Genomic DNA, 25,407 nt, shown 5'->3' with positions numbered 1-25,407 from the left:
TACCAGTGAGCAACACAGAGACCACGACTCTCGCGCCGGGGGTCCGGATCCTCGTCCGGGACGAGGAATGGTTGGTCCGCAGCGTCAAGACCGACACCCCGGACGGGACGATGGTCAAGGCCGTCGGTGTCTCCGAGTTCGTGCAGGACATGGAGGCCACGTTCTTCACCGGCCTGGAGACGGTCCAAGCGATGGAGCCCGAGGACACCGTGCTGGTGCAGGATGCCTCCTCCCAGTTCCGGCAGAGCCGGCTCTTCCTCGAAGCGGTTCTCCGGCGTACGCCGCTGCCGCGCTCCGAGAAGGGCCTGGCGTTGGCCGACCGGTTCCTGCTCGACCCGCTCACCTACCAGCAACGGCCGGTGGAACTCGCCCTCGCCGGACTGCGGCCGCGCATTCTCATCGCCGATGTGGTCGGTCTCGGCAAGACCCTGGAAATCGGTCTCATCCTGGCCGAGCTGATCCGTCGCGGCCGCGGTGAGCGCATCCTCGTGGTCTCGCCCCAGCAGGTCCTGGAACAGTTCCAGCGCGAGTTGTGGACCCGCTTCTCCATCCCGCTCGTCCGTCTCGACTCCACCGGAATCCAGCGCATCCAGCAGGAGATCCCGGCCGGCCGCAACCCGTTCACCTACTTCAAGCGGGCGATCATCTCGGTCGACACGCTCAAGGACGCCGGCCAGTTCGGGCACCACCTCGACGCCATCGAGTGGGACGCCGTGGTGATCGACGAGTCCCACAACCTGATCAACAAGGGCACCAAGCGCAACGAGCTCGCCCAGAAGCTCGCCGGCCGGACCGACGCGCTGCTCCTGGCGAGCGCCACCCCGCACAACGGTGACAGGGAGTCGTTCGCCGAGCTGATCTCGATGCTCGAACCGGCCGCCATCAAGGACAAGAAGAACTACACGGCGGACGAGATCAAGGACTATTACCTCCGCCGTACGAAGATCAGCCCTGAGGTCCGCGACCAGATGGGCGACCGCTGGGCCGACAGAGGTCCGTCCCAGCAGGTCCGCTGTCTCGCGACCGAGGCCGAGGAGCAGGTGTTCCAGGAGCTCACCGACGTCTGGATGAGTGGCGCGTGGAGTGACGAGCCGGTCCGCGGGCAGAACCGGCTCTTCCCGTACACGTTGCTGAAGTCCTTTCTCTCCTCCCACAGGGCGCTTGCCGCGACCGTCGCCGAACGGCGCCGCAAGACGGACAGCCCGACCGAGGAGCAGAACCTCAAGCGGCTGACCGGTCTGATCGACCGGATCTCCGATGACGACTCCAGCAAGCTCGCCGGCCTCGTCACCGAGCTGAAGAAGATCGGCATCGGCCCGCGCGGCAGCACCCGGGTCGTCGTCTTCTCCGAGCGGGTGCCGACGCTCAAGTGGCTCGCCGAGGCGGTTCCGCAGCGGCTGGGACTCAAGCCGAATGCGGTGCGGGTGATGCACGGTGGCCTGACCGACACCGAGGAACAGAAGATCCTCCAGGAGTTCGAACTGGAGGGCAGCGACGTGCGGTTGCTCTTCACCGGTGACGTCGCCTCGGAGGGCGTCAACCTGCACCGCCAGTGCCACCACCTGATTCACTACGACATCCCATGGAGCCTCATCCGGATCGAGCAGCGCAACGGCCGCGTCGACCGGTACGGCCAGCGTCACGAACCGCAGTTCCGGGCGCTCATCCTGACCTCCGGGATCGAGAACGCCAAGGACGACCGCACCGTGGCCGAGAAGCTGCTCAAGCGGGAGGAGAACGCGCATCGGAGCCTCGGCAGCGTCGAAGCAGCCCTCGGCGTCCACGACGCCAAGGCCGAGGAGGACCGGCTCGTCCGTGACCTGCTCAGCGGCAGGACTGTCGACGAGTCGTACGAGCAGGGCTTCGAGGTCGACGTTCTCGCCGACCTGATGGCCGGTGTCAGCGAGACCCCGGCCGCGGCCGACGTCCCGATCGCCCACGTGCCCAGACTGTTCGCCTCCACCGAGGAGTTCGCCGACGCGGCACTGCGCGAGTTGTACGACGATCGGCCCGAGGACGCCATCGACCTGCGCAGAGAGGAGGAACTGCTGACCTTCCTCGCGCCCGACGACCTGGTCTACCGGCTCTCCGACCTGCCGAAGTCCTACCTGCAGGCGCACCGGGAGGGCGACCGGCTCCGGCTGAAGGTGACCTTCGACCGCAAGCTCGCCCAGCGCAAGCTGGACGAGGCCCGGCAGGCCAAGACCACCAGCTGGCCGGACATCGCCTTCCTCAGCGACGTCCATCCCATGATCGACTGGCTGATCGACAAGGTGCTGATCCGCCTCGGCCGGCAGCAGGCCCCCGTGCTGACCGCGAACGTCGACGACCCGGTCTTCCTGGTCCAGGGCGTCTACGCCAACAAGCTGGGCCAGCCGACCGTCGTCGAGTGGATGGCCGTGACCGGACTGCCGGGCGAGGCGACGGTGACGAAGATGGACGACGTCCTGGAAGCGGCAGGGGTCGGACCGCAGATGGTCAACCGCGCGGAGAAGGTCGACCTGGAGACGCTGCAGAAACTCGTGCCCGACGCGGTCGCGGCGGCCCGGGCGCACTTGGCCCGCGAACGGGAGGACTGGGAGCAGCAGAACACCTTCCCGCTGGAGTCTTACCGCGCGAAGCTGGACGGCTTCGCCGCCGAGCAGACCAGCCTGTTCCAGGATCTGCCCGCCGCGATCAAGCAGCAGCGCACCCGCCGGTCCGAAGCCGTGGTCAAGCAGCAGCGTGACCTCGTCGAGCGCCTGGAAACCATCCCTGACCCGTTGCTCCGGGTTCTCGCCGTCCTGGTCAAGCCCGGAGAGGGTGTCGCATGAGCTTCGAATCACTGTCCAACCGCGGTGAGTACCTCTCCGCGCACTACCTCGCCGAGGTTCTGCCCACCACCATCAAGGGCACGCTGCTCAAGAAGTGGGCCGAGGAGGAGAAGGCCGGCCGGTCCACCCCGCGGTCGCGGTTCAGGGGCCGGCGCCGCGACTACCTCGACGCCAAAGCCGAACTGAGCGACCTCGAGCTCTTCGACCCCGAACGGCTCCGCAAACTCAACCTCGAGACGCTGCGCGGGTTCGGCTTCGATCCTGCGCCGCAGACCCTCACGGTGGAACGCTCCGGCCAGGAGTACGAGATCCCGGTCGCACACCTGGAGACCGGAACCGGTCACAGCATCGTGGCACTGCACTGCGGCTGGACCGTCGACCCCGACGCCGCCCAGGACCCGACCGAGGCCGGCCGCCTGCTCGAACCGGTGACGCTCGACGGCAACGAGACGATCGGGACCGGTGCGAAGCTGGCGTCCTGGCTGTTCGCCGCGACGAACAAGCCGCGTTACGTCCTGCTGCTCAACGGCGGCGTCGTCACGCTCGCCGACAGCACCGTCTGGGGTGAGGGCCGCTACCTGTCGGTCAGTCTCGACGTCGCCTACGGCCGCAACGACGAGAAGGAACTCGACGTCATCGCGGCCCTCTTCGGCGCCGACTCGCTGCGCCCACCGGCCGAGGGCGGCACCGAACAACTCGCCGAACTCGTCAACGGCTCCCGCCAGCACGCCGTCGGCGTCTCCAGCGAACTCCGCGAAGGCCTGCGTGTCTCGGTCGAGCTCATCGCCAACGAGGTCCTCGACCAGATCCGCCGCGCCGGATACCAGCCGCAGGACGTCATGGAACTCGGCGAACTCGCGAAGGAGCTGGGCCAGGAGTCCCTGCGCTACCTCTACCGGGTCCTGTTCCTGCTCTACGCCGAGGCCCGCCCCGAACTGGGTGTCCTGCCGGCGAAGGACCGCGAATACATCGAGGGCTACAGCCTGGCCCGCCTGGGCGACCTCATCTCCCGGCGGCTCGCCCCCAGCTCCGAAGACAACTTCCATCTGTACGAGTCCCTCGACCTGCTGTTCCACATGGTCAACGAGGGCCACCGGCCACGCGGCAGCGCCGAGGTCGACGAGAAGGCCAGCGAGGGCGCCGGTCTCCGCTTCGAGCCGATGAAGTCCGACCTGTTCCTGCCGGAGAAGACCAAGCTCATCGGCCGGCTCATCCCGCAGCCCGGCAGCGACCCGGACGACCGGGACGCGCCGAGGCTGGACACCCGTCTGCGTAACAAGGTCCTCTACCAGGTCCTGCGCCGCCTGATGCTGAGCAAGGGCGGCAAGCGCGGCCGGGGCGGCTTCATCTCGTACGCCCAGCTCGGGATCAACCAGCTCGGCGCGGTCTACGAGGGTCTGATGTCCTACACCGGCTTCGTCGCCACCGAGCAGCTGTACGAGGTCGCCAAGGGCGGCGACCCGAAGGACGGCTCGTGGATGATCCCGGCCTCCAAGGCCGACGAGTACGACGACTCGGTCTTCGTCTACAAAGAGGACCCGTACACCGGCATCCGCAGCCGGATCCCGTACCGGCCGGGCCAGTTCGTCTACCGCCTCGCCGGCCGCGACCGCCAGACCAGCGCGTCGCATTACACCCCGCAGTCGCTCACCGAGGTGACCGCCCAGCTTGCTCTCAAGTACCGCATCGAAGAAGAGCTGAAGCTCATCGAAGGTGAGCCGGGGGGCAAAACCCTCGCGCGGCGGCTTCTCGACTGGACGATCTGTGAACCGGCCCTCGGTTCGGGCGCCTTCCTCAACGAGGCCGTCAACCAGGTCGCCACGAAGTACCTCGAGCTCCGTCAGAACGAGCTGAAAGTCAGACTCGACCCGGAGCAATACCATGAGGAACTGCAAAAGGTCAAGGCATACATCGCTCTGCACAACTCGTATGGCGTCGACCTGAACCGTACCGCCGTCGAGCTCGCGGAGGTCTCCGTCTGGCTCAACGTGATGCACAAGGGACTGCAAGCCCCGTGGTTCGGCCTGCACCTCCAACGAGGAAACTCCCTGATCGGTGCCGGTCGGCGTCTCTACCGCCCGGAACAGCTCGCTGACAAGTCCTGGCTGACCACGGCCCCGCAGGACAGGCCGCTGCGCGACGGTGCCATCGACGCGGGCACCATTCACCACTTTCTTCTCCCAGCGGACGGCTGGGGCGCGATCGCCGGCGAGAAGGAAGCTCGTGAGCTGGTCCCTGAGGAGGCCGAACGGCTGAAGAAGTGGCGTGCCACCATGAAGCGCGTTCCTTCCGCGAAAGGTTCCCGTGGCAAGCCGTCGCAGGTGAACCGGCTTCAGGCGCTCGCCGGCCGGGTCGAATATCTGTGGAGCCTGGTTCACCAGCGTCTTGAGCTGTCGGAACAGGAGATCCGCCGTGACATCAAGGTCTGGGGCGCAGACGATCTCCCCGTCGTCGAGGACGCTGTCTCCCGGGAGAAGATCCTCGCGGATCTGACCCGCGCGGGTACGCCTTACTGGCGGCTGAAGACGCTCATGGACGTCTGGTGCGCCCTCTGGTTCTGGCCGCTGGAAAAGGTCGGTCTCCTCGACGGTGACGACACCACCAAGTATCCGGCCAGGCCCGTCGAGATCACCTACGTCCGTGAAGAACCGGAGCTCGAGGAGCCGGCCTTCGAGGTCGCGGACATCTTCGGTCAGGTTCAGCCGCAGCAGCTGAGGACGGCCACGAAGGTCACCGGCGGCAGCCGCAAGATGACGTTCGCCCACGAGCTGAGCCAGCAGGTTCCCTTGGCCGGCCTCGACGACTGGATCACCTTCGCTGAGTCGCTCATCGGCCGTCGTGACCTCGACGAGGACACCGAGCGGTTCTATGGGCACAGCTTCGCCAGTCTCAGCGCGATGAGCGACTTCGAGGCGAAGCTGGACGCCTTCATCGGCGTCGACTCGCCGTTCGTCCTCGCCGAACGCTTTCCTTGGCTGCGTGCTGCCGAGCGTGTCGCTGAGCAGCAGGGTTTCATGCACTGGGAGCTGACCTTCGCCCAGGCCTTCGCCCGAGGCGGCTTCGACCTTCAGGTGGGAAACCCGCCGTGGGTTCGGCCGGACTGGAAGGAGAACGTGGTCCTGGCCGAATGGGACCCCTGGTTCCGTCTCGTCGAGAAGGCCGACGCCGAGGTCTGGCGGCAGCGAAAATCCGAACTCCTGGCTGATCGGTCGCGAAGCCTCCAGTTCGCCGGTGAACTGGGCGAGAACGCCGGCACGGTGGCACACCTGAGCCACCCTTCTGTCTTCCCCCTGCTCGTCGGGACTCGCCCCGACCTCTACCGGGCGTTCATGTGCAAGGTCTGGAGACACAGCGGTCCGGGCGGAACCGCCGGTCTTGTACACCCGGACACGCACTTCGGTGGCGTCAAGGAGGGGCGTCTCCGAGCGGAGGCGTACCACCGTCTCCGGGTTCACGGCGGTTTCGTCAACGCGGCCAACTGGGCTTTCTCCGATGCGGGGAGGACACTCGAATTCGGTGTCCACATCTATGGCGAGCGGCGGGAGATCGACTTCCTGCATCTCAGCCAGCTCTTCGCTGCCGAAGTGCTGTCAGGATCACTGGAACACGACGGCATAGGTCCGGTTCCCGGGCAGAAATTCAATGGCTCGTGGGATCGTCGTCCACACCGTGCGCGGGTGATCTCGGTCAACGCTGCGACGTTGGCCGATTGGTATCGGATCCGTGATGAGGACGGCAAGAGTATCGATGAGACGCCGATCCTTTACCCGATTACGGTGAATGAAGGCAGAGCTATCGCCAGTATTGCCTTCTTCCGGCACCGGTTGGGGCGACTCGAGCATGCCATCAGCAGCGGCTACAATGAAACGTTCGGCAAGCGGGACGGTTTGATCCGCTACAAGGTGTCACGGCCGGAGTCCTTGGATCACGTGGTTCTTCAGGGTACGCATTTCGGGATCGCCACGCCGTTTCTGAAAGAGCCGAACGACCCCTTCCGGAACAGCAAGGACTGGCGCCCCTGGAATCTCAACGAGCTTCATCGGGATGCTGTTCCGCGGACAACGTACGAGATCGTCGGCTCTGACGCTGAAGGGCGTGGTCAGGACGTCTGGAACGGTCTGCCGTACACCTCCCGCTACCGGCTGGCCTGGCGGAGGATGATTGACCCTAAAAGCACTGAGCGCTCCCTCTTCTCCGCGCTGATCCCGCCGGGGCCCGCACACGTGCACACGGTGAATTCCATGCATGTGGGGACCGACCTCCTCACGGTTCTTGCTGCCGGTTTCTGGGCCTCCCTGCCCTTGGACTACGTTCTCCGCATCACCGGGCGTGCGGATCTGCAGCCTGGAGAGGCCAGGGCGATGCCGGCGCCGCAGGAGGATCATCCGTTGGCGCAGCCGTTGTTGCTCAGAACGCTCCGCCTCAATTGCCTGACAGAAGCCTACGCGTCGCTCTGGGGAAAGTTGTTCATGCGCGAATGGTGCGACGAGGAGTGGGCATTCCCATGGAGTGGCGTGTCTTCTTTGGGGGGCGTCAGTGAATCGTGGTCGCCTGCTGTTCCGTTGCGCTCGGAATTCGAGCGCCGGGCGGCACTCGTGGAGATCGACGCCCTTGTTGCCGTGTGGCTCGGCCTCGGTGTCGATGAACTGATCGCTATTCTCGGGTCTCGTTACCCGATCCTCACCGATCGTGAGGCGAAAATGTGGTTCGACGCTGCGGGGCGCAGACTGGCGGCTGATCCTTATGCTTTCGGGTTCGCCCAGACGCGCGAACATTGGCTGGCGTTCGAAAAATACAGCGAAAAAATGGATTCCGCCTCATTGCCGGATGGTTACAGTCTGCCATTTTACAAGGCGGACCGGGAAAGCGAGTATCGTCGGGCGCATGCCGTTTTCAGTAAGCGTCTCCAGGACGCCATCGATGCCGGGTGGCAGCCGTCATGAGGCCCACTGTCGCGGCTGACACGCTGCAGCGGAACCTCACCCAATACCTGACCACGACCTTCGGGCTCACCGAGGAGCGGGTTCGGCGTGGGCTGGAAGGGTTCCTCACCCACCCGGAGCAGGGGGTGTTCCGCGGACCCTACCTGCGGATCCGCACGCCCTTCCGCGTCGCGGGGGACGGGTGGCGGGAGGCGCTGGAGTGGGCGCCGGAAGAGTTCGGGCCCTATGTGCACCAGGCCAAGGCGTTCCGGCGGCTCTCGACGCTCAACAGAGCCGCCGAACCGACACTGATCACCACGGGCACCGGGTCCGGCAAGACGGAGTCGTTCCTCGTACCTGTGCTTGATCATTGCCGGCGGGAGCGGGCGAAGGGCCGAGCCGGCATCAAAGCGATCCTGCTCTACCCGATGAACGCTCTGGCGACCGACCAGACCCAGCGGATCAACGAGCTGCTCTCCGATCCGGCGCTGAGCCGCGTGACCGCCGGTCTCTACATCGGTGACGTCGCTGCCGTCGAATACCCGCATGTCATGACGAAGCGGTCGGAGATGCGGCGGAACCCGCCGGACATTCTGATCACGAACTACAAGATGCTCGACCTGCTGCTGCAACGGGCCGATGACCTGCCGTTGTGGGAGAACGCCGACCCCGCCTACGTGGTGCTCGACGAGTTCCACACCTATGACGGCGCGCAAGGCACCGATGTCGCCATGCTGTTGCGCCGGCTCGCGGCTGCTCTGGGGCTGACGCAGCCGGGCCGGCCGCTGGGCACCATCTGCCCGGTGGCCACCTCGGCGACGCTGGGGGAGGGCGGCGACAAGGACGGGCGGACCGCGGTCCGCGAGGTCGCCGAGCAGGTCTTCGGCGTGCCCTTCGACGAGGACTCGCTGGTCGGTGAGGTCCGGTACACGCCGAACGACTTCCTCAAGGCCCCCAACCACACGCTTCCCCTGCCCGATCCCGAGCTGCTGGCCTTCCTCGACGATCGCACGCCGGCGATGATGGACCACGCCGCCGAACTGCTGCTCGGCGAGCCTTGTGGCGACGATCCGGCACGGATGGGCGCGCTGCTGCTGGAGCACCCGCTCACTCGTGGGCTGCTCGAATCGCTGGGGCCGGATCCGCGGACGTTCGACGAGATCATCGAGGTGCTGCCGCGGAAGGTGATGGGCGGCTGGGGCAGCCCCATGCGAACCGACCCCGAGGTCACCGCGCGGGCGCTGGCCCGGTTCGTCGGCCTGCTCTCGCTGGCGCGCAACCCGGATCACCCCACGCGCCCGCTGCTCAACATCGAGACGCACCTGTGGGTGCGGTCGGTGTCGCGTCTGCTGCGCGGGGTCGGCCCGGACGCCACGTTCGGCTGGGACGGTGAGCAGGCGCGGGTGTTCGACCCGTCGGCGCCGGAGATCGACGCGGTCGTCACCGACACGCGGTTCACCCGGTTGCCGGCCATCTACTGCCGCCATTGCGGGCGCTCCGGATGGTCGGCGTTCTCCCCGGAACGGCAGCCGCAGGAGCTCGTCACCGAGCCGGACAAGATCTACCGGGCCGGTGTGGGGCGGGAGAAGCGGCGGGTGCGAGCGCTGATCACCGCGACCGCGGACGAGTTCGCCGCCGCTCTTGCCGACCGGAACAAGAAGCCGAAGAACCTGCAGATCCTGCGGTACGGCCGGCACGTTCGCCCGTTCGACCCGGCGAAGGACCATGCCCTGAGCGAGGACGAGATACCGGTCCTCGCCGACATCGTCACCATCGACGCCGCCGAGAAGGACCGGTGCCCGTCCTGCGAGATGGACGGGGGCATCCGGTTCCTCGGCGCCGGTCTCGCGACCCTGGCCTCGGTGGCGATCACCCAGCTGTTCACCGGCGGTGAGCTCGGCACGACCGAGCTCAAGACGCTGCTGTTCAACGACTCGGTGCAGGACGCCGCGCACCGGGCCGGGTTCGTGGCCAACCGATCGCACTCGTTCTCCTTGCGGGCGCTGCTGACCAGCCGCCTGGATGCGGATCGGCCGGTGACGCTGGATGAGCTGATCACCGACATGGTCGCGGCAGCCGCAGACCCGGGCATCCTGTCCGCCGTCGTGCCGCCGGACCTGCACGATCAACCCGGTGTGGACGAGCTGCTCGCCGGTGAGGGAGCGGGCAGCCGCGCGACCTGGGAACTCGTCGGAGAACGGCTGGCCTTCGCCACGATCATGGAAATGGGGCTGCGTTCCCGGCAGGGCCGCACGATCGAGCTGACCCGGACCGCCGCCGTCGACGTGGCACTGGAGGACCCATCGGCCGCTGCGGCGCTCTGCCGGGACGAGCACCTGCGTGGCGAGTCCAACGGCGAGTTGCCGGACTCCGCACGCTATCTCGCCTTCCTGCGTGGGCTGCTGGAGCGGCTGCGTACTCGGGGCGCCGTGTACCACGAGTGGCTCGTGCCGTACCTGAAGAGGGGTGGCCGCAGGTGGCAGATCTGGGGTGGCCGGCCTCCCGGTCTTCCGGCGTTCCCGGACGGACTCTCGGCGCCGGCGTTCCTGATCTCCGCGCCGCAGTCGAAGTCGATGTTCGACGCGATCCCGGCCCGGGGCGGCTGGTATCAGGACTGGACGATGCGCTGCCTGGGGCTGGACGCGGGGCAGGCTACGGCGTACCTCTCCCGGCTTCTGCCGACGCTCGCGTCGGCGGGCATCGTCGCCTCCGGCAGCACCGAGGACGGCAATACCGTGTATGGGTTGCAGCCCGGCCACATCCGGGTGACGCGACTCGGTGACGCCGCCGCGGTGGCAGCGGGCATCGCCTGCGACACCTGCCACTGGGCGCAGACCGAGCACCCGGTCCGGGTCGCCGACTGGATCGGTCAGCCGTGCCGGCAGTACCGCTGCCCGGGACATCTGCATGCCGCCGAGGACGACACCGCGCCGGCCGACTACTACCGGCGGCTCTATCTGGACAGCGGTGTCTTCCGGGTGGTGACCGGTGAGCACACCGGCATGCTCACCCGGGCCCAGCGAGAGACCGTGGAGCAGCGCTTCCGGGAGGGCGAGCGCTACACCGACCCGAACGTGCTGTCGTGCACGCCGACGCTGGAGATGGGCATCGACATCGGCGCCCTCTCGGCCATCGTGCTGGCGTCACTGCCGCCGGGACCGGCCCACTACGTGCAGCGAGCCGGCCGGGCCGGGCGCAAGAGCGGCAACGCGCTCGTGATCACCCTGGTCGGCCGTTCCGAGCGGGAGCGCTACTACCTGTCCGAGCCCCGCGACATGATCGCCGGGCAGATCATTCCGCCGGGCTGCTTCCTGTCGGCGGTGGAGATCCTGCGTCGGCAGTATCTGGCCCACTTGATCGACCTGGCTGCCCGCGGCCGGTTCCCCGGCGTGATGCCGATGCCGCGGAAGGCACACATGCTGTTCGGCGTGGGTGCCTGGCTCACCAGCCTGGTCGAGGCCGCCCGCCGTGACGGCCTGCGGCTGGTCGGCGACTTCCTGGCACTGTTCGGCGGGAACCTGTCGGAGTCGGCGGTGACGCAGATGGCGGCATTCGCCGACGCCGGCATCGACGAGCGCGTCCGGTCCGCGGAGGCTGCCTGGGACGGCCGGCTCGACGATTTCCGGCGACGGCTCAAGGACATCGACGAGGCGGTCACGACGCTGGTGCCCAGCGACCCCGACCACGCCCGCGAGATCCGGATGCTGCGGGCCGAGGCGAGCGCGGTCCGCCGGCGGCTCGCTCAGGTGGGAGCCGCTGCCGCCCACGGGACGCTCGTCGAGCTCGGGCTGCTGCCCAACTACGCGCTCATCGACACCCGGACGCAGCTGGAAGCCACCCTCACATGGGAGGAGCGGGTCGGCGGCGACCGTCGTTTCCACAGCGAGGTCCGCGAGTACGACCGCCCGGCCCAGCAGGCGCTGACCGAGATCGCCCCGGGGAACACCTACTACGTGCGCGGCTACAAGCACGAGATCTCCGGGCTGGACATCGGGCGGGCGAAGCAGCCCGCGTACCGGCAGTGGCGTTCGTGCGCCCGCTGTGGCTATGTACGGACCCATCTGGCGGACAGCGACACGAGTCCTTGCCCGCGTTGCCAGGACCCGGGCATCGCCGACCACGGCCGGTTGTTCCGGGTTCTGCAGCCGACCCGGGTGCTCAGCCGCGACAAGCGTGATGACGCGGCGATCCGTGACGACAACGACGACCGGGACCGACGTTTCTACGCCACCACCGTCGCGGTCGACGTGGACCCGCAGCACGTCGCCGGATCGTGGCGGCACGAGCACGAGACGTTCGGTGTCGACTACACCCGGCATGCCATGGTGCGGCGGTTCAACCTCGGCGCTCAGCGGTTCGACCGGGTCGCCGAGCTCTTCGCCGGTGACGAGGTACGGATCAACCCGTTCCACACGTGCACGAACTGCGGCGGCACGACGGTGGACGGCACACCGCCCGCCGGGCAGATGGTGCTCGCGCAGGCCGCCGGCACCGCCGTCGCCGCCGGCGCGGAGCACCACCGGCCGTGGTGCCAGCACCGCCGCTCACCCGAGACGGCGGAGCACGTCGGCCTGATCCTCGCTCACGAGCTCGAGACCGAAGCGCTGCGGATCCTCATCCCCAGCACGGTGGACGTGATCGACGAACGGGTCGTCTCCTTCGCGGCGGCCCTGCGCCTGGGCATCGCGGCCGAGTACGGCGGTGACCCCGCCCACCTGCGGATGGTGCGGGCCACCATGCCGGACGCCGAGAGCGGCGGCACCCGCAACTTCGTCGTCGTCTACGACACCCAGCCGCAGGGCACCGGCTACCTTGACCGGCTCGCCGAGGCCGACAGGTTCCGTACCGTGATGAAGAAGGCGCGGGCGATCCTGGCGGCTTGCGTCTGCCAGCACGAGGGCCGGGCCGCCTGCCACCGCTGCTTGCTGCGTTACGCCCGCAACGACGAGTTCCCGCTCATGAGCCGGCTGGAGGCGCTCGGTGTTCTGGAGCGGCTGCTGGACGGGTGGAAGATCCGTGAGGGCACACCGACCGATGCCATCTCGCTTGTCCATCAGGTCGAGAGCGAGCTGGAGCTGTTGTTCCTGCGCAAGCTGATGGGGCGAGCGGACGATCCGGAGGCCGGGATGCGGTTCGAGCGGGCCACCGACCAGAACGGCGCCCGGATCGCCGACGTGCGCTTCACCGCACCGAACGGCCGGGATGTGCGGCACTGGCAGATGAAGTTGCAGAACACCATCCACGGCACCCGGCCTGATGTGCTGTTCCGCCGTCTCGACGGCGACTCCGCGCCGGTTGCCGTCTACCTCGACGGCTTCAAGTACCACGCCTCACCGGAGCACAACCGGCTCGCCGACGACGCCGACAAACGGGCCCGGCTGCGTGCGCACGGCTACCAGGTGATCGCCCTGACCTGGGACGACATCACCAACTGGCAGCAGCCGGTGGAAACCGGGACGTGGGAGCCGTACGGCGGCAACGGCCAGACCGCCGCACGCGCGGTGCTCAAGCAGGCCGTTCCGCACGCCCAGCCCGAGGAACTGGGACGGGTCTGGGCCAACCCGGCCGACCTGTTGATGAACGTCCTGGCGGATCCGGATGTCACGCACTGGCGGCACCTCGCTGCGGCCACGGTCAGCGGCCTGCTCCGGCTGCCCGCCGAGAAGACGGCCGCCGATTCCGGGGCCATCGGTGAGCGCATCCTCGCAGCGGTGCGCGGGGAGAAGCTGCCGGCGGCGGTCACCGGCAAGATCAACCTGTTCCGGGTACGCGACACCGTCGGCTACCCGCTGACCTTCATCGTCGACCAGCGGCAAGGGCCCCTGCCGACCTGGTCAGCCCTGGCTGTCGTCGACGACCGCACGGAGGCCGTGACCACGGCCGGGCACAAGGCCCAATGGGCACGGTGGCTGTGGTGGTCCAACGTCATCCAATTCCTCAACGGTGCCGGCGACGGAGCTCAGCTCGCGTACTCCGTGATCGAGGCCTTTGATCCCGCGGTTCTGGCGGTGACCGAAGGCAGCGGTCTGGTGGCCGCGCAGCGTGCCGTCGATCTCGATGAGGAGACCGCGACATGGCTCGGTGTGGCACCGAATGCCGCTCCGCCGGCCGGAACCGCCGACGAAGCCGATCCGGAATGGGAGAAGGCACTGCGGTTCGTGGATGCCGACGAGCCCGGGCTGGAGGGTCTGATGCGTGCGCTGCCGCAGCGCAACCTGCCGGTGCCGGTGGTCGGCTACGAGCTGGGAGAACAGGGCTGGCTGGCGGAGTTCGGCTGGCCGGCTCAGCGTCTCGCCATCGTCCTTTCCGGACCGGCCGGCGATCCTGAGATCGAGGACCGGGACAAGGCTTACGGCGCGGCCGGCTGGCATGCGCGTACCGCGCGGGAATGGTCCGTGGAGGAACTCGCCGCGCTCTTCGACAGCACGAACGGGGGTGCACGCGGGTGAGGACCGAAGCGACGTTGCGGATCATGAACCGTGCGCATAAGGAGATGACCGCGCTGCCCCGCCAGGAGCAGGGTGCGGTCTACGAGTTCATGAACAGGTTCCGCGCCAACCACCGGGATCCGGTCCTGCACGTGCGGGCGGCGGGTGCGGACTCAGACCTCTTGGCGGCACGGGTCGACGGCGCCTACCGGGCCCTGTTGCTGCCGGTCGGGGAGTGTGACTACCTGCTGGTGGCGGTGAAGCACCGCGACCAGGTGGCGGACACTCTGACCAGGCAGGCTTTCCGCGTCAACCGGGTCAGCGGCGGCATCGAGGTGATCGACCTGGCTCAGGCGGCGCAGACCTCCGCCCCGCGCTCGCCGCGCCGACCGTTGTTCGGCGCCTACACCGACGAGCAACTGCTCGGCCTGGGCATCGCCGAGTTGCTGTTGCCGCAGGTGCGCACGCTGAGCAGCGAGGAGGAGCTGACCGAGCTGGTCGGACGGGCGCCGCAGCTGACCGCCGACGTGCTCGTCGCGCTGGCGGCCGGGAACTCGTACGCGGAGGTCTACGCGCAGATCACCGAGCCGGTCGCGGCCGAGGAACCGGTGGACCCGGACGATTTCGCCACAGCGGTGAACAGTCCGGCCACGCAGGTGTTCTCCGACGACGAGGCTTTGCAGGCCGTCCTGGTGAAGGACTTCGCGCAGTGGCAGGTCTTCCTCCACCCGACACAGCGCAAACTGGCCGAGAAGCCGACGACCGGACCGACCCGGGTCGGCGGTGGACCGGGCACCGGCAAGACGATCGTCGCGCTGCACCGCGTCGCTCACCTGGTGAAACAGTTGCCGCCGGGCAAGGACAAGCCGATCCTGCTCACCACGTTCAATCGCAACCTCGCCGCGGATCTCCGTACCCGGCTGGTGGCGCTCGGCGGGCAGGAGCTGACCGCCCGGGTCGACATCGTCAACATCGACAAGCTCGCGGGGCGGGTGGTCTCCGAGGCGAAGGTCGGCACGGGCAGGCGGATAGTCGACGACAACCGGGTTCCCGACCTCTGGCAGACCTTCTTGCTGGAGGTCGGCGAGAAGGGCTGGGACGCCGACTTCCTGTACGCGGAATGGACCCAGGTCATCCTCGGCCAGGTCCTCAACTCCCGCAGCGACTACTTCCGGGCCCGGCGTCCCAACCGCGGCCGCAGCCTCACCCGCGGTGAGCGGGACCAGGTGTGGCAGCTGACCGAGCAGTTCACCAACTGGCTCGACGGGCAGGGCATGTGGACGTGGCGGCAGGTCGCCGAGCGGGCCGCCCGGCTGGAGATGGACCGCGCGGCCCGTGCCGTCGCGGCCGCCGAGGAGAGTTCGGGGAGCCTGCTGCGGCATCGGTACCGGCATGTGGTCGTGGACGAGGCCCAGGACCTCAGTGCCGCACATTGGAAGATGCTGCGGGCCATGGTGCCCACCACCGGTGACGACATGTTCCTCGCCGGCGACACCCACCAGCGCATCTACGACAACCACGTGACCCTGGGCAGCCTCGGTATCAACATCCGCGGCCGATCGTCCCGGCTGACGCTGAGCTACCGGACCACCCGGCAGATCCTCGCCGCCGCTCTGGAGATCATGAGCGGGGAGGTCTACGACGACCTCAACGGCGGCGAGGAGAACCTTGCCGGGTACCGCTCCCTGCTGCGCGGTGAGCAGCCGGTCTTCCGCGCCGCCGCCACCTGGAACCAGGAACTCGACCTGATCTTCGAGCAGGTGAAGGGGTGGGGTTCGCCGGCCGACGGCTCGGTGGCGATCTGCGTGCCGACCCGTGAGCTGGCCGCGGCCGTGGCGGCACGGCTCCAGCAGGACGGTGTGCCGGTGACCGAGATCGGTCCCGACGGGCCCAAGGGTGCCGGCGGGGTTCACATCGGCACGATGCACCGGTTCAAGGGCCTCGAATACCAGCGCATGATCATCGCAGGAGTCAGCCACGACCTGATTCCGCGCGGGATGATCGACCGGTACGAAACCGTCGATCCGAAGCGCTACCAGCGTGAACGGCAACGTGACCGGTCCTTGCTGTTCGTCGCCGCGACCAGGGCGCGCGATGAGCTGGCTGTGTTCTGGCACGGAACGCCCAGCCCGTTCCTCACTGCCCGGCTGACCCAGCAACGGCTCTCGGAAGATCCTGCGGCGAGGCTCGGCCTCGATCGGCAGGCGCTGTGATCAAGCGCGTGGGCCGGCGTTCGTGTGAGCGCCGGCCCACGCTGCCCGGCCCCTGCGAGGTCCTCTCACTGCGTACGTGAAAATGCACAGCGTGTCGTCGAACAGGGGGAGAAGCCGTGCCGGGACGAACGTTGAACGGCGGACGCTACGAGCTCGAGGACCTGCCGCTTCCCGGCGGTGCGATGGGCCAGGTGTGGTTCGGGCGCGATACGAAACTCGATCGTGAGGTCGTCGTCAAGTTCCCCCGGCTACCGGGCGGGCACGACACCGAGCAGGTTCGCCGCCGTTTCCGGCGGGAATGGCGGATAACCGCACGGCTCGAGCATCCGGGGGTGCCGGCGATCTACGACGTCGGCGACGAGGCCGGTAAACCGTTCATCGTGATGCAACGGGTTCACGGACCGACCCTCGAGGACGTGATCGCCGAGGAAGGGCCCCTGTCCATCGGGTGGGCAACCGGGATCGCCGCACAGGTTTGCGCAGTTCTCGCTGTCGCACACGCCGCCAAGCTGATCCACCGTGACCTCAAACCCGCCAATCTCATCCTGGAGCCCCACGGCGGTGTCAAGGTGCTCGACTTCGGCCTGGCCGCGGCCCCGGAACTGACCGAGTTCTCCCGCATCACCCAGAGCGGCGTACGGCTGGGAACCCCCGCTTACATGGCTCCCGAGCAGATCGAGACCAGCACCAGCGGACCCGCGTCCGATCTGTACGCGCTCGGCTGCATCCTCCACGAACTCCTGACCGGCAAGCGCCTGTTCCCCGGCAAGGACACGCACGCGGTCATGGCCCAGCAGGTCAACGACGTGCCACCCGCACTGCGCTCGGCGCGGCCCGACTTGCCGGAGGAACTGGAACGGATCGTCGCCGGCCTGCTGGAGAAGAAGCCCGGTGACCGGCCTGCCGACGCCGAGACCGTTTATGACCGGCTTCTGCCGTACGTCACCGACCTTGCTCCGCTGGCGGCGAATCAGGATCCGTCACCGTCGAACCGGGCAGCTCATATGTATGCGGGTGCGCTGAGCCGGGTCACGGTCTCGCACCTGACCGCCGGCGGTCACCGTCGAAGGGCTGCCCGATGAGCGCCGAGGCGCGGCTCAAGGTCCTGGACCGGGCCGAAAAAGAGATCATGAAGCTGTCCCGTACCGACATCGGTGCGGTGTACGAGTTCATGCACAAGTTCAGGAACAACCCTGAGCAGCCGGGCCTGGACCTCAAGAGCCTGCATGGCGACAGCCGATTGATGGCGGCTCGGGTCAAACGCGACATCAGGGCGCTGCTGCTGCACATCGGCGAGCGGGACTATCTGCTCATCGGGGTGGAGCATCGCAGCTCGGTCTACGAGGACCTGGACCGGTACGCATATCGCATCAACCGGGTGACCGGTGGTCTCGAGGTCATGGAAGTCGACCCGATCGACATGCAGCCGGTCGGCGACAGCATCATCGGGCGTCTACTGCCGTCGACGCCGGCGCCGGCGCCTCTTTTCAGCGCCTACACCGACGCCCAGCTGATCGACCTGGGGGTTTCCGAGCCGTTGCTGCCCGGCATCCGCCGGATCGTCAGCGAGGAAGAGCTGGTGCAACTGGTCGACCGGGCGCCTCAGGTGACCACGGACGTGTTGTTCGCGCTCTATGACGGCAAGACTTACGACGAGGTGCTCGAGCAGATCACCAAGCCCGTTCGGACCACTGACGACGTCGACGTCGATGACCTCGCGGCCGCGGTGCAGCGTCCTGCCACGCAGGTCACCACCGACGACGAGGCCTTGAAGTTCATGCTGGCCGAGTCGTTCGAGCGGTGGCAGGTCTTCCTGCATCCCACACAGCGCCGGTTGGTGGAACGCCGGTACAGCGGGCCGGCCCGAGTCGGCGGTGGACCGGGCACCGGCAAGACCATTGTCGCGCTGCATCGCGTGGCTCACCTGGCGCGGCAGCTGCATCCCGGCACCACGAAACCGATCCTGCTCACCACCTTCAACCGCAATCTCGCCGCCGACCTGAAGACCCGGCTGCTGGCCCTGGGCGGTGCCGAGCTCCTCGAACGCGTCGACATCGCCAACGTCGACCGCCTGGCCGCCCGGGTCGTCGCCGAGCAGGACCCACGAGCTCCGAAACGCAAACTCGACGACAACCAGGCGCCTCAACTGTGGCGCAAGTTCCTGAGCACGGAAAACGGCGAGACCACGTGGGACGCCGATTTCCTTGCCGCCGAGTGGGATCAGGTCATTCTCGGGCAGGCGCTCACTTCCCGGAGCGACTACTTCAGGGCGCGCCGGCCTTATCGGGGCCGCAACCTCAACCGCATGGAACGCGAAGAGATCTGGGAACTCTCCGAGCGTTTCGTCCGATGGCTTGCCGCCGGCGACTCATGGACCTGGCGGCAGGTCGCCGTGCGCGGCGCCGCGCTGGAGATGGCCCGAGCCGCCGAGGACAAATACCGCTACCGGCACGTCATCGTGGACGAGGCCCAAGATCTGTCAGCCGCCCACTGGCGGATGTTGCGGGCGATGGTTCCGGCCGCTCCGGACGATCTGTTCGTGACCGGCGACACTCACCAGCGCATTTACGACAACAAGGTGACGCTCGGCAGCCTCGGTATCAATATTCGTGGCCGATCATCACGGCTGACCTTGAGCTACCGCACCACTCGCCAGATTCTTGCCGCCGCGTTGGAAATCATGAGCGGCGAGACCTATGACGACCTCGACGGCGGCCAGGAGGATCTGGCCGGATATCGATCATTGCTGCGCGGTGGGCAGCCTTTCTTCTGCGGCGCCCGGACGTGGGAGGAAGAGCGTGATCTGATCGTCACTCAGCTCGACGAGTGGCACCGGCCGCAGGACGGCTCCGTGGCGATCTGTGTCCCCACCAAGGAACTCGCCACCGACGTCATGAAACGACTTGAGGCGGAGGGCATCCAAGCCGTCGAGATCGGCCCGGACGGCCCGAAGGTGGGTGACGGCGTCCATGTCGGGACGATGCACCGGTTCAAGGGGCTGGAATACCAGAGAGTGATCATCTCGGGTGTGACGGATGGTCTGGTGCCCCGGATGATGATCAGTCGTTACCGAGATGCCGATCCGGCGAAGTACCAGCGAGAACGGCAGCGGGACCGTTCCCTGCTGTTCGTGGCGGCCACCCGGGCTCGCGACGAGCTGGCCGTCTTCTGGCACGGAGCACCCAGCCCGTTTCTGTCCAGCCGCCGGCAGTAGGGCCGGTCCCTTATCGCGGGAAGGGCCATTGATGTCCAGATGGCCGAGTGTGGGAACGCGTGATCACCTTTAGGTTCGAGCGGATATCCGATGAAGATCCACATCGCCGTGGCTTCGACGTGCAGCCGTTCTGACCGCTGCCCGAAGCCGCAGCCCAGCGGCTCGGCCACCTGGCGATTTCCGGCCCGGTCAGGGCGCCGGATCAGTGGCGTGGAACGACGAAGAGCACGGTAAGTACGGACGGGGGATTTGAACGGTGTCCACAGCGAACCCGGCACTGGCCCGGCTGCTCAAGGCAAGCATCGGGCAATGGCGAGACAGCCTCATCAACCTGTCCGGCACCAATCGCCTTCTGAATTTCCGGCTGAGCAAATCGGGCGCGATCCGCCTCCCGAACGCCACCGGTGAGGAGATCCTGACCAGCCTGCGTGCTGACCGCTACTTCCGCTTCCGCCCCACCGCGGAGATCGGTGAAGACGGCGAAGAACAGCCGGCGATCCAGGCAAGCAACCGTCTGCGCGTCGACGTCCTCCAGACCGACAAGCCGCCCGCGGATCTGGGCGCCGCGCTTCGCAACCTCCTGCGCCGCTCGAACCAGGAGTTTCTGGACCGGGGGCTGTGGATTCTCTATCTGGCGTTCGGCTCGCTCACGTGGACCGACGGCGACAAGGCGAAGTACACCAGCCCGCTCCTGCTCGTCCCGGTCCGCCTCGTGCCGACCGGTGTCCGGCAGCTCCCGCTGATGCAACGTGCCGACGAAGACCCCGTGGTCAACCCCGCGCTGGCGCTGAAGCTGAGCCAGCTCATGGTGACCCTCCCGTCCGTGGACGACCTCGATGACATCGCCTACGGCGACTTCCTGGCCGCGACCCGCAATGCCGTCGCCGGGCAGCGGGGCTGGACCGTCAACGACGAGGTCACCCTCTCCTACTTCTCCTTCGCCAAGGAGGCGATGTACCGCGACCTGCTCGACAACGAGTCAGCTGTCGCCGAGCACCCGGTGATCCAGGGACTTGTCGGCGGCGGCCGGGACTCCGGTGGGGGAAGCTTCCTCTTCGACGAGCTCACCGAGGGGCGCATCGACGAGGAGATGCCCGCCGAGCGGATCCCGCTCGTGCTCGACGCCGACTCCTCGCAGCGGGCAAGCGTCGCCGCCGCCCTCGACGGCCGATCGTTCGTCATGGACGGCCCGCCCGGCACGGGCAAATCGCAGACGATCGCGAACATGATCGGGGCGCTGCTGCACGCGGGTAAGCGGGTGTTGTTCGTATCCGAGAAGGCGGCCGCTCTCGAGGTGGTCCGCAACCGCCTGCACGATGTAGGACTCAGCGCCTACCTGCTCGAACTGCACTCGCACAAGGCCACCCGCAAAGAGGTTGCTGCTGCCCTCGGACAGGGCTTGGAGACCGTACCGGTCGCCCCCGGCGGAATGAGTGAGCTCGACCGTGACAACGCCCGCCGCCGCCGCGAGGAACTCAACGCGTACGCGGAGGCCATGAACGTCCTGCGGGCACCGCTCAATCACTCGCTGCATGACGTCCTCGGCCTGATCGCGAACCTGAATCACGTGCCCGCCGCACCCATGAGCGGCATCGCGCCGGTTGATCTGACGGTCGATAATTTCGGTTCCGTACGCGCTACCGCCGCTGCTCTCGCCCGGGCCTGGCGTCCTGCCGCACAGGGCCGCTCGTTCGCGTGGCGCGGCGTGACACACCGAGGATCGTTGGACGCCCGCCTGTACGCGGCCGGATCGGCCCTCGACGCGCTGGCCGGTATCACCGCCCTGCACGGACCCTTGGCCGCCGCATTCGACGTCAGCCGTCTGTCGGACGCCCCCCATCTCACCCGCATCGTCTCCCACGCCACATCCCGGCCGGCCGGTGTGCCGGACCGGTGGCTGACGGCCGCCGGACTTGATGAGATGGCGGAGGGCGCGGATCGGCTCACCGCGCAGTTGCAGGCACTCGCCGACCGGCAGCACGCGGCCGATCAAGCTGCCGGTGTGCCGTGGTCCGAGCTGCCGGCCACCGGCACCGTACCCGCGGTCGACACCTCGTCGCTGCACGACCTGCCGGTCGCGCCGCTGCCTGTTCGTCCCCTCACCGCGGGGCAGGCCACCGCCGTGGCTGACACGTTCCACCGCGACGGCGAAACGCTGGAGTCCGCCGGGCGTTCGCTGAGCGGGCTGGCAGTCATGCTCGGCCTGCCGCCGGTCGTGTCGTTCGACGACGCGGAAGCCACCTTTGCCATCGCTGAGCTTGCTCTCGCGAGCGACCGCCCGGAGCGCACGTGGCTGTCCGCCGAAGGGTACGCCGCCGCATCGCAGGCCACGCAGAAGCTACAGGCGGCGATCCACAGTTTGCGGCAGGCTGAGGAGACGGCCGTGGCTCACTACACCGAGGGCCTGCTCGTCGCCGACGTCGAGAACCTGTCGCGCCGCTTCACGCACGAGCACCGAGGCATCAAGAAGCTGGGCGGCGCGTTCTGGGCGGACAAGCGCACCCTCGCCGAGTTCACCCGCGAGGGAGTGCACCGGCACCAGGCTCGCGAGAAGCTCCCCCAGGGCATCGCCTGGAAACAGGCGACGGCTGAGCTCGCCGAGGCGGAACGCCGGCACGCGGCGATTCTCGGTACCTACTACCGGGGTCGCGAGACCGACTTCAACCGCATCGCCCGCGCTCTCGCAACCGCTGACACCGCGCTGCGGCAGGCTCGCACGACTGATCTGCGAACCCTCGCCGACCACATCGCCTGCGACGCCGAGCCGAACGCGACGGTCCTGGCAGTCGCTGCGGAGACCCGTACCCGGATGCGGGAATGGCGCTCCCGGCTGGCGCCGGAACCGCTGCTCGCGGCGCGGCCCGAACTCGTCCTGCTGCCGATCGCCGGCGCTGTCGCCTGGCTGCACAGCCACCAGGCCCCGCTGCGCGCCGCAGCCGTGCTGGCAGGCACCGTCAGCCAGGCGGCGAACCGGGATCTCACCGTCGAGCAGGCCCAGCATCTCCTTGAGGTACGAGCCGCCGTCGATTCCGCTTACCTCGCCATCGCCGAGCACGACGACCGTTATGCCGGACTCTTCGGCGCGCTCTATCAAGGCGAATGGACCGACATGGCGGCCATCCGCACCGCGCTGGAGTGGGCGGCCGGAATGCGAGCGCTGACGAAGGGCGAGCGTCTGACCGCCGTTCAGGTCGAAGCGCTGGGAAGTATCGCCTCGACACCGCAGCTGGCCGCCGTCGAACGGCGCTGGGCCGACGCCCGTGACGGGCTTCTGGCGGCCTTCGATTCCGACCGGCAGGCGGAGCTCGTCGGCGAGCTCGGCGATTACGAGGAAGCTGCCGACTTCATCGCCTCCCTGCGTGAGGACAGCTCGGGACAGCAGGAATGGTTCGCGTATCAGAACGCTCGCGCCGAGCTGGTCGCTACCGGCCTCGAGGCCGCCATCGACTTCTGCATCACCGAACGGGTCATCGCCGACCAGGTGCCGCTGGTTCTCGAACGTGCCTTGCTGCAGGAGTGGGCCGACTATCACCTGACCCGCGACGAGGCTCTGCGCGTCGTCCGCTCCGAGGACCGGGAATCGCTGGTGGCGGAGTACCGGGGTCTCGACAGAGCACTGATCACCGACGCGACCTCCAAGATCATCAAAGCGTGCAACCAGCGTCGTCCGCGTACCGGCGTCGGCGAATCCGGAATCATCCGGCGCGAGGCCGGCAAGAAGAAGAAGCACATGCCGGTACGGCTACTGCTGGACCGCACCCGCAACGTCACTCAAGCGATCAAGCCGTGCTTCATGATGTCGCCGCTGGCCGTCAGCCAGTACCTGCCCCCGGACATGCGATTCGACGTCGTCATCTTCGACGAGGCCAGTCAGGTCGCGCCCGCGGACGCCATCAACTGCATCTACCGCGGCGACGCCCTCATCACCGCAGGCGACCAGAAGCAGCTGCCTCCGACCAGCTTCTTCAGCGCCGGTGTCGCCGACGAGGGCGACGAGTGGGATTCCGAAGCCGAGGACGGCGCCGACTTCGAATCCGTGCTCGACCTCATGAAAGGGTCCGCGGCGTTCCGTTCGCTCACGCTGCGCTGGCACTACCGGTCCCGGCACGAGGCGCTCATCGCGTTCTCCAACTCCTCGTTCTACAAGGGAAAGCTCATCACCTTCCCGGGCGCCGAGGACGTGGGGCCGGACGTCGGCGTCGAGCTGATCCCGGTCGACGGCGTGTATCGGCGAGGCTCGTCGCGCGACAATCCCATCGAGGCCGCCAAGGTCGCCGAGCGCGTGATGCACCACTTCACCACCCGGCCACACCTCACGCTCGGTGTCGTCAGCTTCTCCGAGTCACAGGCCGCCGCCATCGAGTACGCGGTTGAGCAGGCCCGCCAGGACCGGCCCGAGCTCGATCAATACTTCACCGACGATCGGCTCGGCGGCTTCTTCGTCAAGAACCTCGAGTCGGTGCAGGGCGACGAGCGCGACGTCATGATCTTCTCGATCGGTTACGGCCCTGACGAGGCCGGCAAGACGACGATGAACTTCGGACCGCTGAATCGCGCCGGCGGATGGCGGCGGTTGAACGTCGCCATCACTCGTGCCCGCTTCCGCAATGAGATCGTCACCAGCGTCGGCGCCGCCGACATCGCCGCTACCGCAGGCAGCGAGGGCCTCCGCCACCTGCGCCGTTACCTCGACTACGCCGAGCGTGGCATCGCGGCCCGGGCGCTGGACACCACCACCGGCGGCGACGCCGAGTCACCCTTCGAAGAATCGGTCATCTCCGTGATCCGTTCCTGGGGGTACGACCTGACACCACAAGTCGGAGCCGCCGGATACCGGATCGACATGGGTGTGCGTCATCCGGACCGGCCCGGCGTCTATGTGCTGGGGGTCGAGTGCGACGGCTTCCAATACCACTCGTCCAAGGTCGCCCGTGACCGTGACCGGCTGCGTGATCAGGTGCTGCGTGGTCTCGGATGGCGGCTGCACCGGATCTGGGGCACCGCCTGGTACCGCAACCGGGCCGGTGAGGAGGAGCGCCTTCGCAGCGCGATCGAGCGCGCGGTGACCGCGCCGATCCGGGGTCTCCTGTCCGACACGGCGGACCTCGTCGAACGTCCGGCCGTCACCGTCGAGAGCGCCGCGGTCGACCTGCAACCGGAATGGGTGACGCCCTATCGGATCGCAGCGGTGGATCCGCTGCCGTACTGGGTGGATCCGGGGGAGCGGGGCAACTCTCACTCCATGAAGATCGGTGTCGCGGAGATCGCCGCGGTCGAGGGCCCGGTGCACATCACGGTCATGCACCAACGTTTGCGCGACAGCTGGGACATCGGCCGTATCGGCGCGCGCATCCGGGAGAACATCGACATCGCGATCCGCGAGGCCGGGCTCGATCGAGAAGGCGATTTCGTACGGCTGGCCGGCGCCGACGTCACCGAGGTTCGCAGCCCGATCGATGCCTTCGCCCGTACCGTGGAACAGGTCCACGATGACGAGCTGAGGCTTGCACTCACCAACCTGGTGCGAGACACCGGCGGCGTGACGCGCGACGAATTGAGTGCGTACGTTGCCAAGCTCTACGGCTGGACGCGGCGAGGCGCGGACATCGCACGCCGGCTGGATCGGCTCATCGATCGGCTGATCACCGAAGGCGCCCTGGCCGCGAATGGGCCGAGTTTGTCACTCCGTTCCTGACGTCCGCGTTCCGGGCGCCGGTTCTCACCGGCCGGTGCCCGGGGCCCGGCTGTCGGCGCATCAACCGGGAGTCCATCCGTCCCGGCGGTCCCGCATGGACGAACGGACGGTTCCGCGTGACC

Annotated in this window: 7 protein-coding genes; all 7 read left to right on the top strand. The window is 67.8% G+C overall.

Annotated elements, in window-relative coordinates; all coding sequences use genetic code 11:
• Positions 1–5: 5 nt before the first annotated feature.
• The 7 genes from AMIS_RS29650 (at position 6) to AMIS_RS29620 (ending at position 25,285) form a co-directional block, all read left to right on the top strand.
• Positions 6–2,813 carry a helicase-related protein gene (locus AMIS_RS29650; RefSeq protein ID WP_014446132.1) on the top strand — a complete coding sequence of 936 codons (2,808 nt, stop codon included), beginning with the start codon at positions 6–8 and terminating at the stop codon, positions 2,811–2,813.
• The gene (locus AMIS_RS29645; RefSeq protein WP_014446131.1) at positions 2,810–7,756 is read left to right on the top strand and encodes a DNA methyltransferase family protein; all 4,947 of its coding nucleotides are present in this window, start codon (positions 2,810–2,812) and stop codon (positions 7,754–7,756) included. Before AMIS_RS29650 ends, AMIS_RS29645 begins: the two co-directional genes overlap by 4 nt.
• Positions 7,753–14,184 carry a DEAD/DEAH box helicase gene (locus AMIS_RS29640; protein ID WP_014446130.1) on the top strand — a complete coding sequence of 2,144 codons (6,432 nt, stop codon included), beginning with the start codon at positions 7,753–7,755 and terminating at the stop codon, positions 14,182–14,184. The genes AMIS_RS29645 and AMIS_RS29640 overlap by 4 nt, the downstream gene beginning before the upstream one ends.
• Entirely contained in the window at positions 14,181–16,376 is a 2,196-nt protein-coding gene (locus AMIS_RS29635) for a UvrD-helicase domain-containing protein (RefSeq protein WP_014446129.1), read from the top strand. The genes AMIS_RS29640 and AMIS_RS29635 overlap by 4 nt, the downstream gene beginning before the upstream one ends.
• Before the next feature lie 116 nt (positions 16,377–16,492).
• On the top strand, positions 16,493–17,458 hold the full coding sequence (locus AMIS_RS29630; RefSeq protein WP_014446128.1) for a serine/threonine-protein kinase: 966 nt from the start codon (positions 16,493–16,495) through the stop codon (positions 17,456–17,458).
• Entirely contained in the window at positions 17,455–19,590 is a 2,136-nt protein-coding gene (locus AMIS_RS29625) for a UvrD-helicase domain-containing protein (protein WP_014446127.1), read from the top strand. Before AMIS_RS29630 ends, AMIS_RS29625 begins: the two co-directional genes overlap by 4 nt.
• Positions 19,591–19,846: 256 nt before the next feature.
• Entirely contained in the window at positions 19,847–25,285 is a 5,439-nt protein-coding gene (locus AMIS_RS29620) for a DUF3320 domain-containing protein (protein WP_014446126.1), read from the top strand.
• The last annotated feature ends 122 nt before the right edge of the window (positions 25,286–25,407 follow it).

The sequence above is a fragment of the Actinoplanes missouriensis 431 genome, from assembly GCF_000284295.1.
GTDB classification, from domain to species: domain Bacteria; phylum Actinomycetota; class Actinomycetes; order Mycobacteriales; family Micromonosporaceae; genus Actinoplanes; species Actinoplanes missouriensis.
Note: the sequence above shows the minus strand (reverse complement) of the source record. Positions and strands in the feature narration are given on the sequence as shown.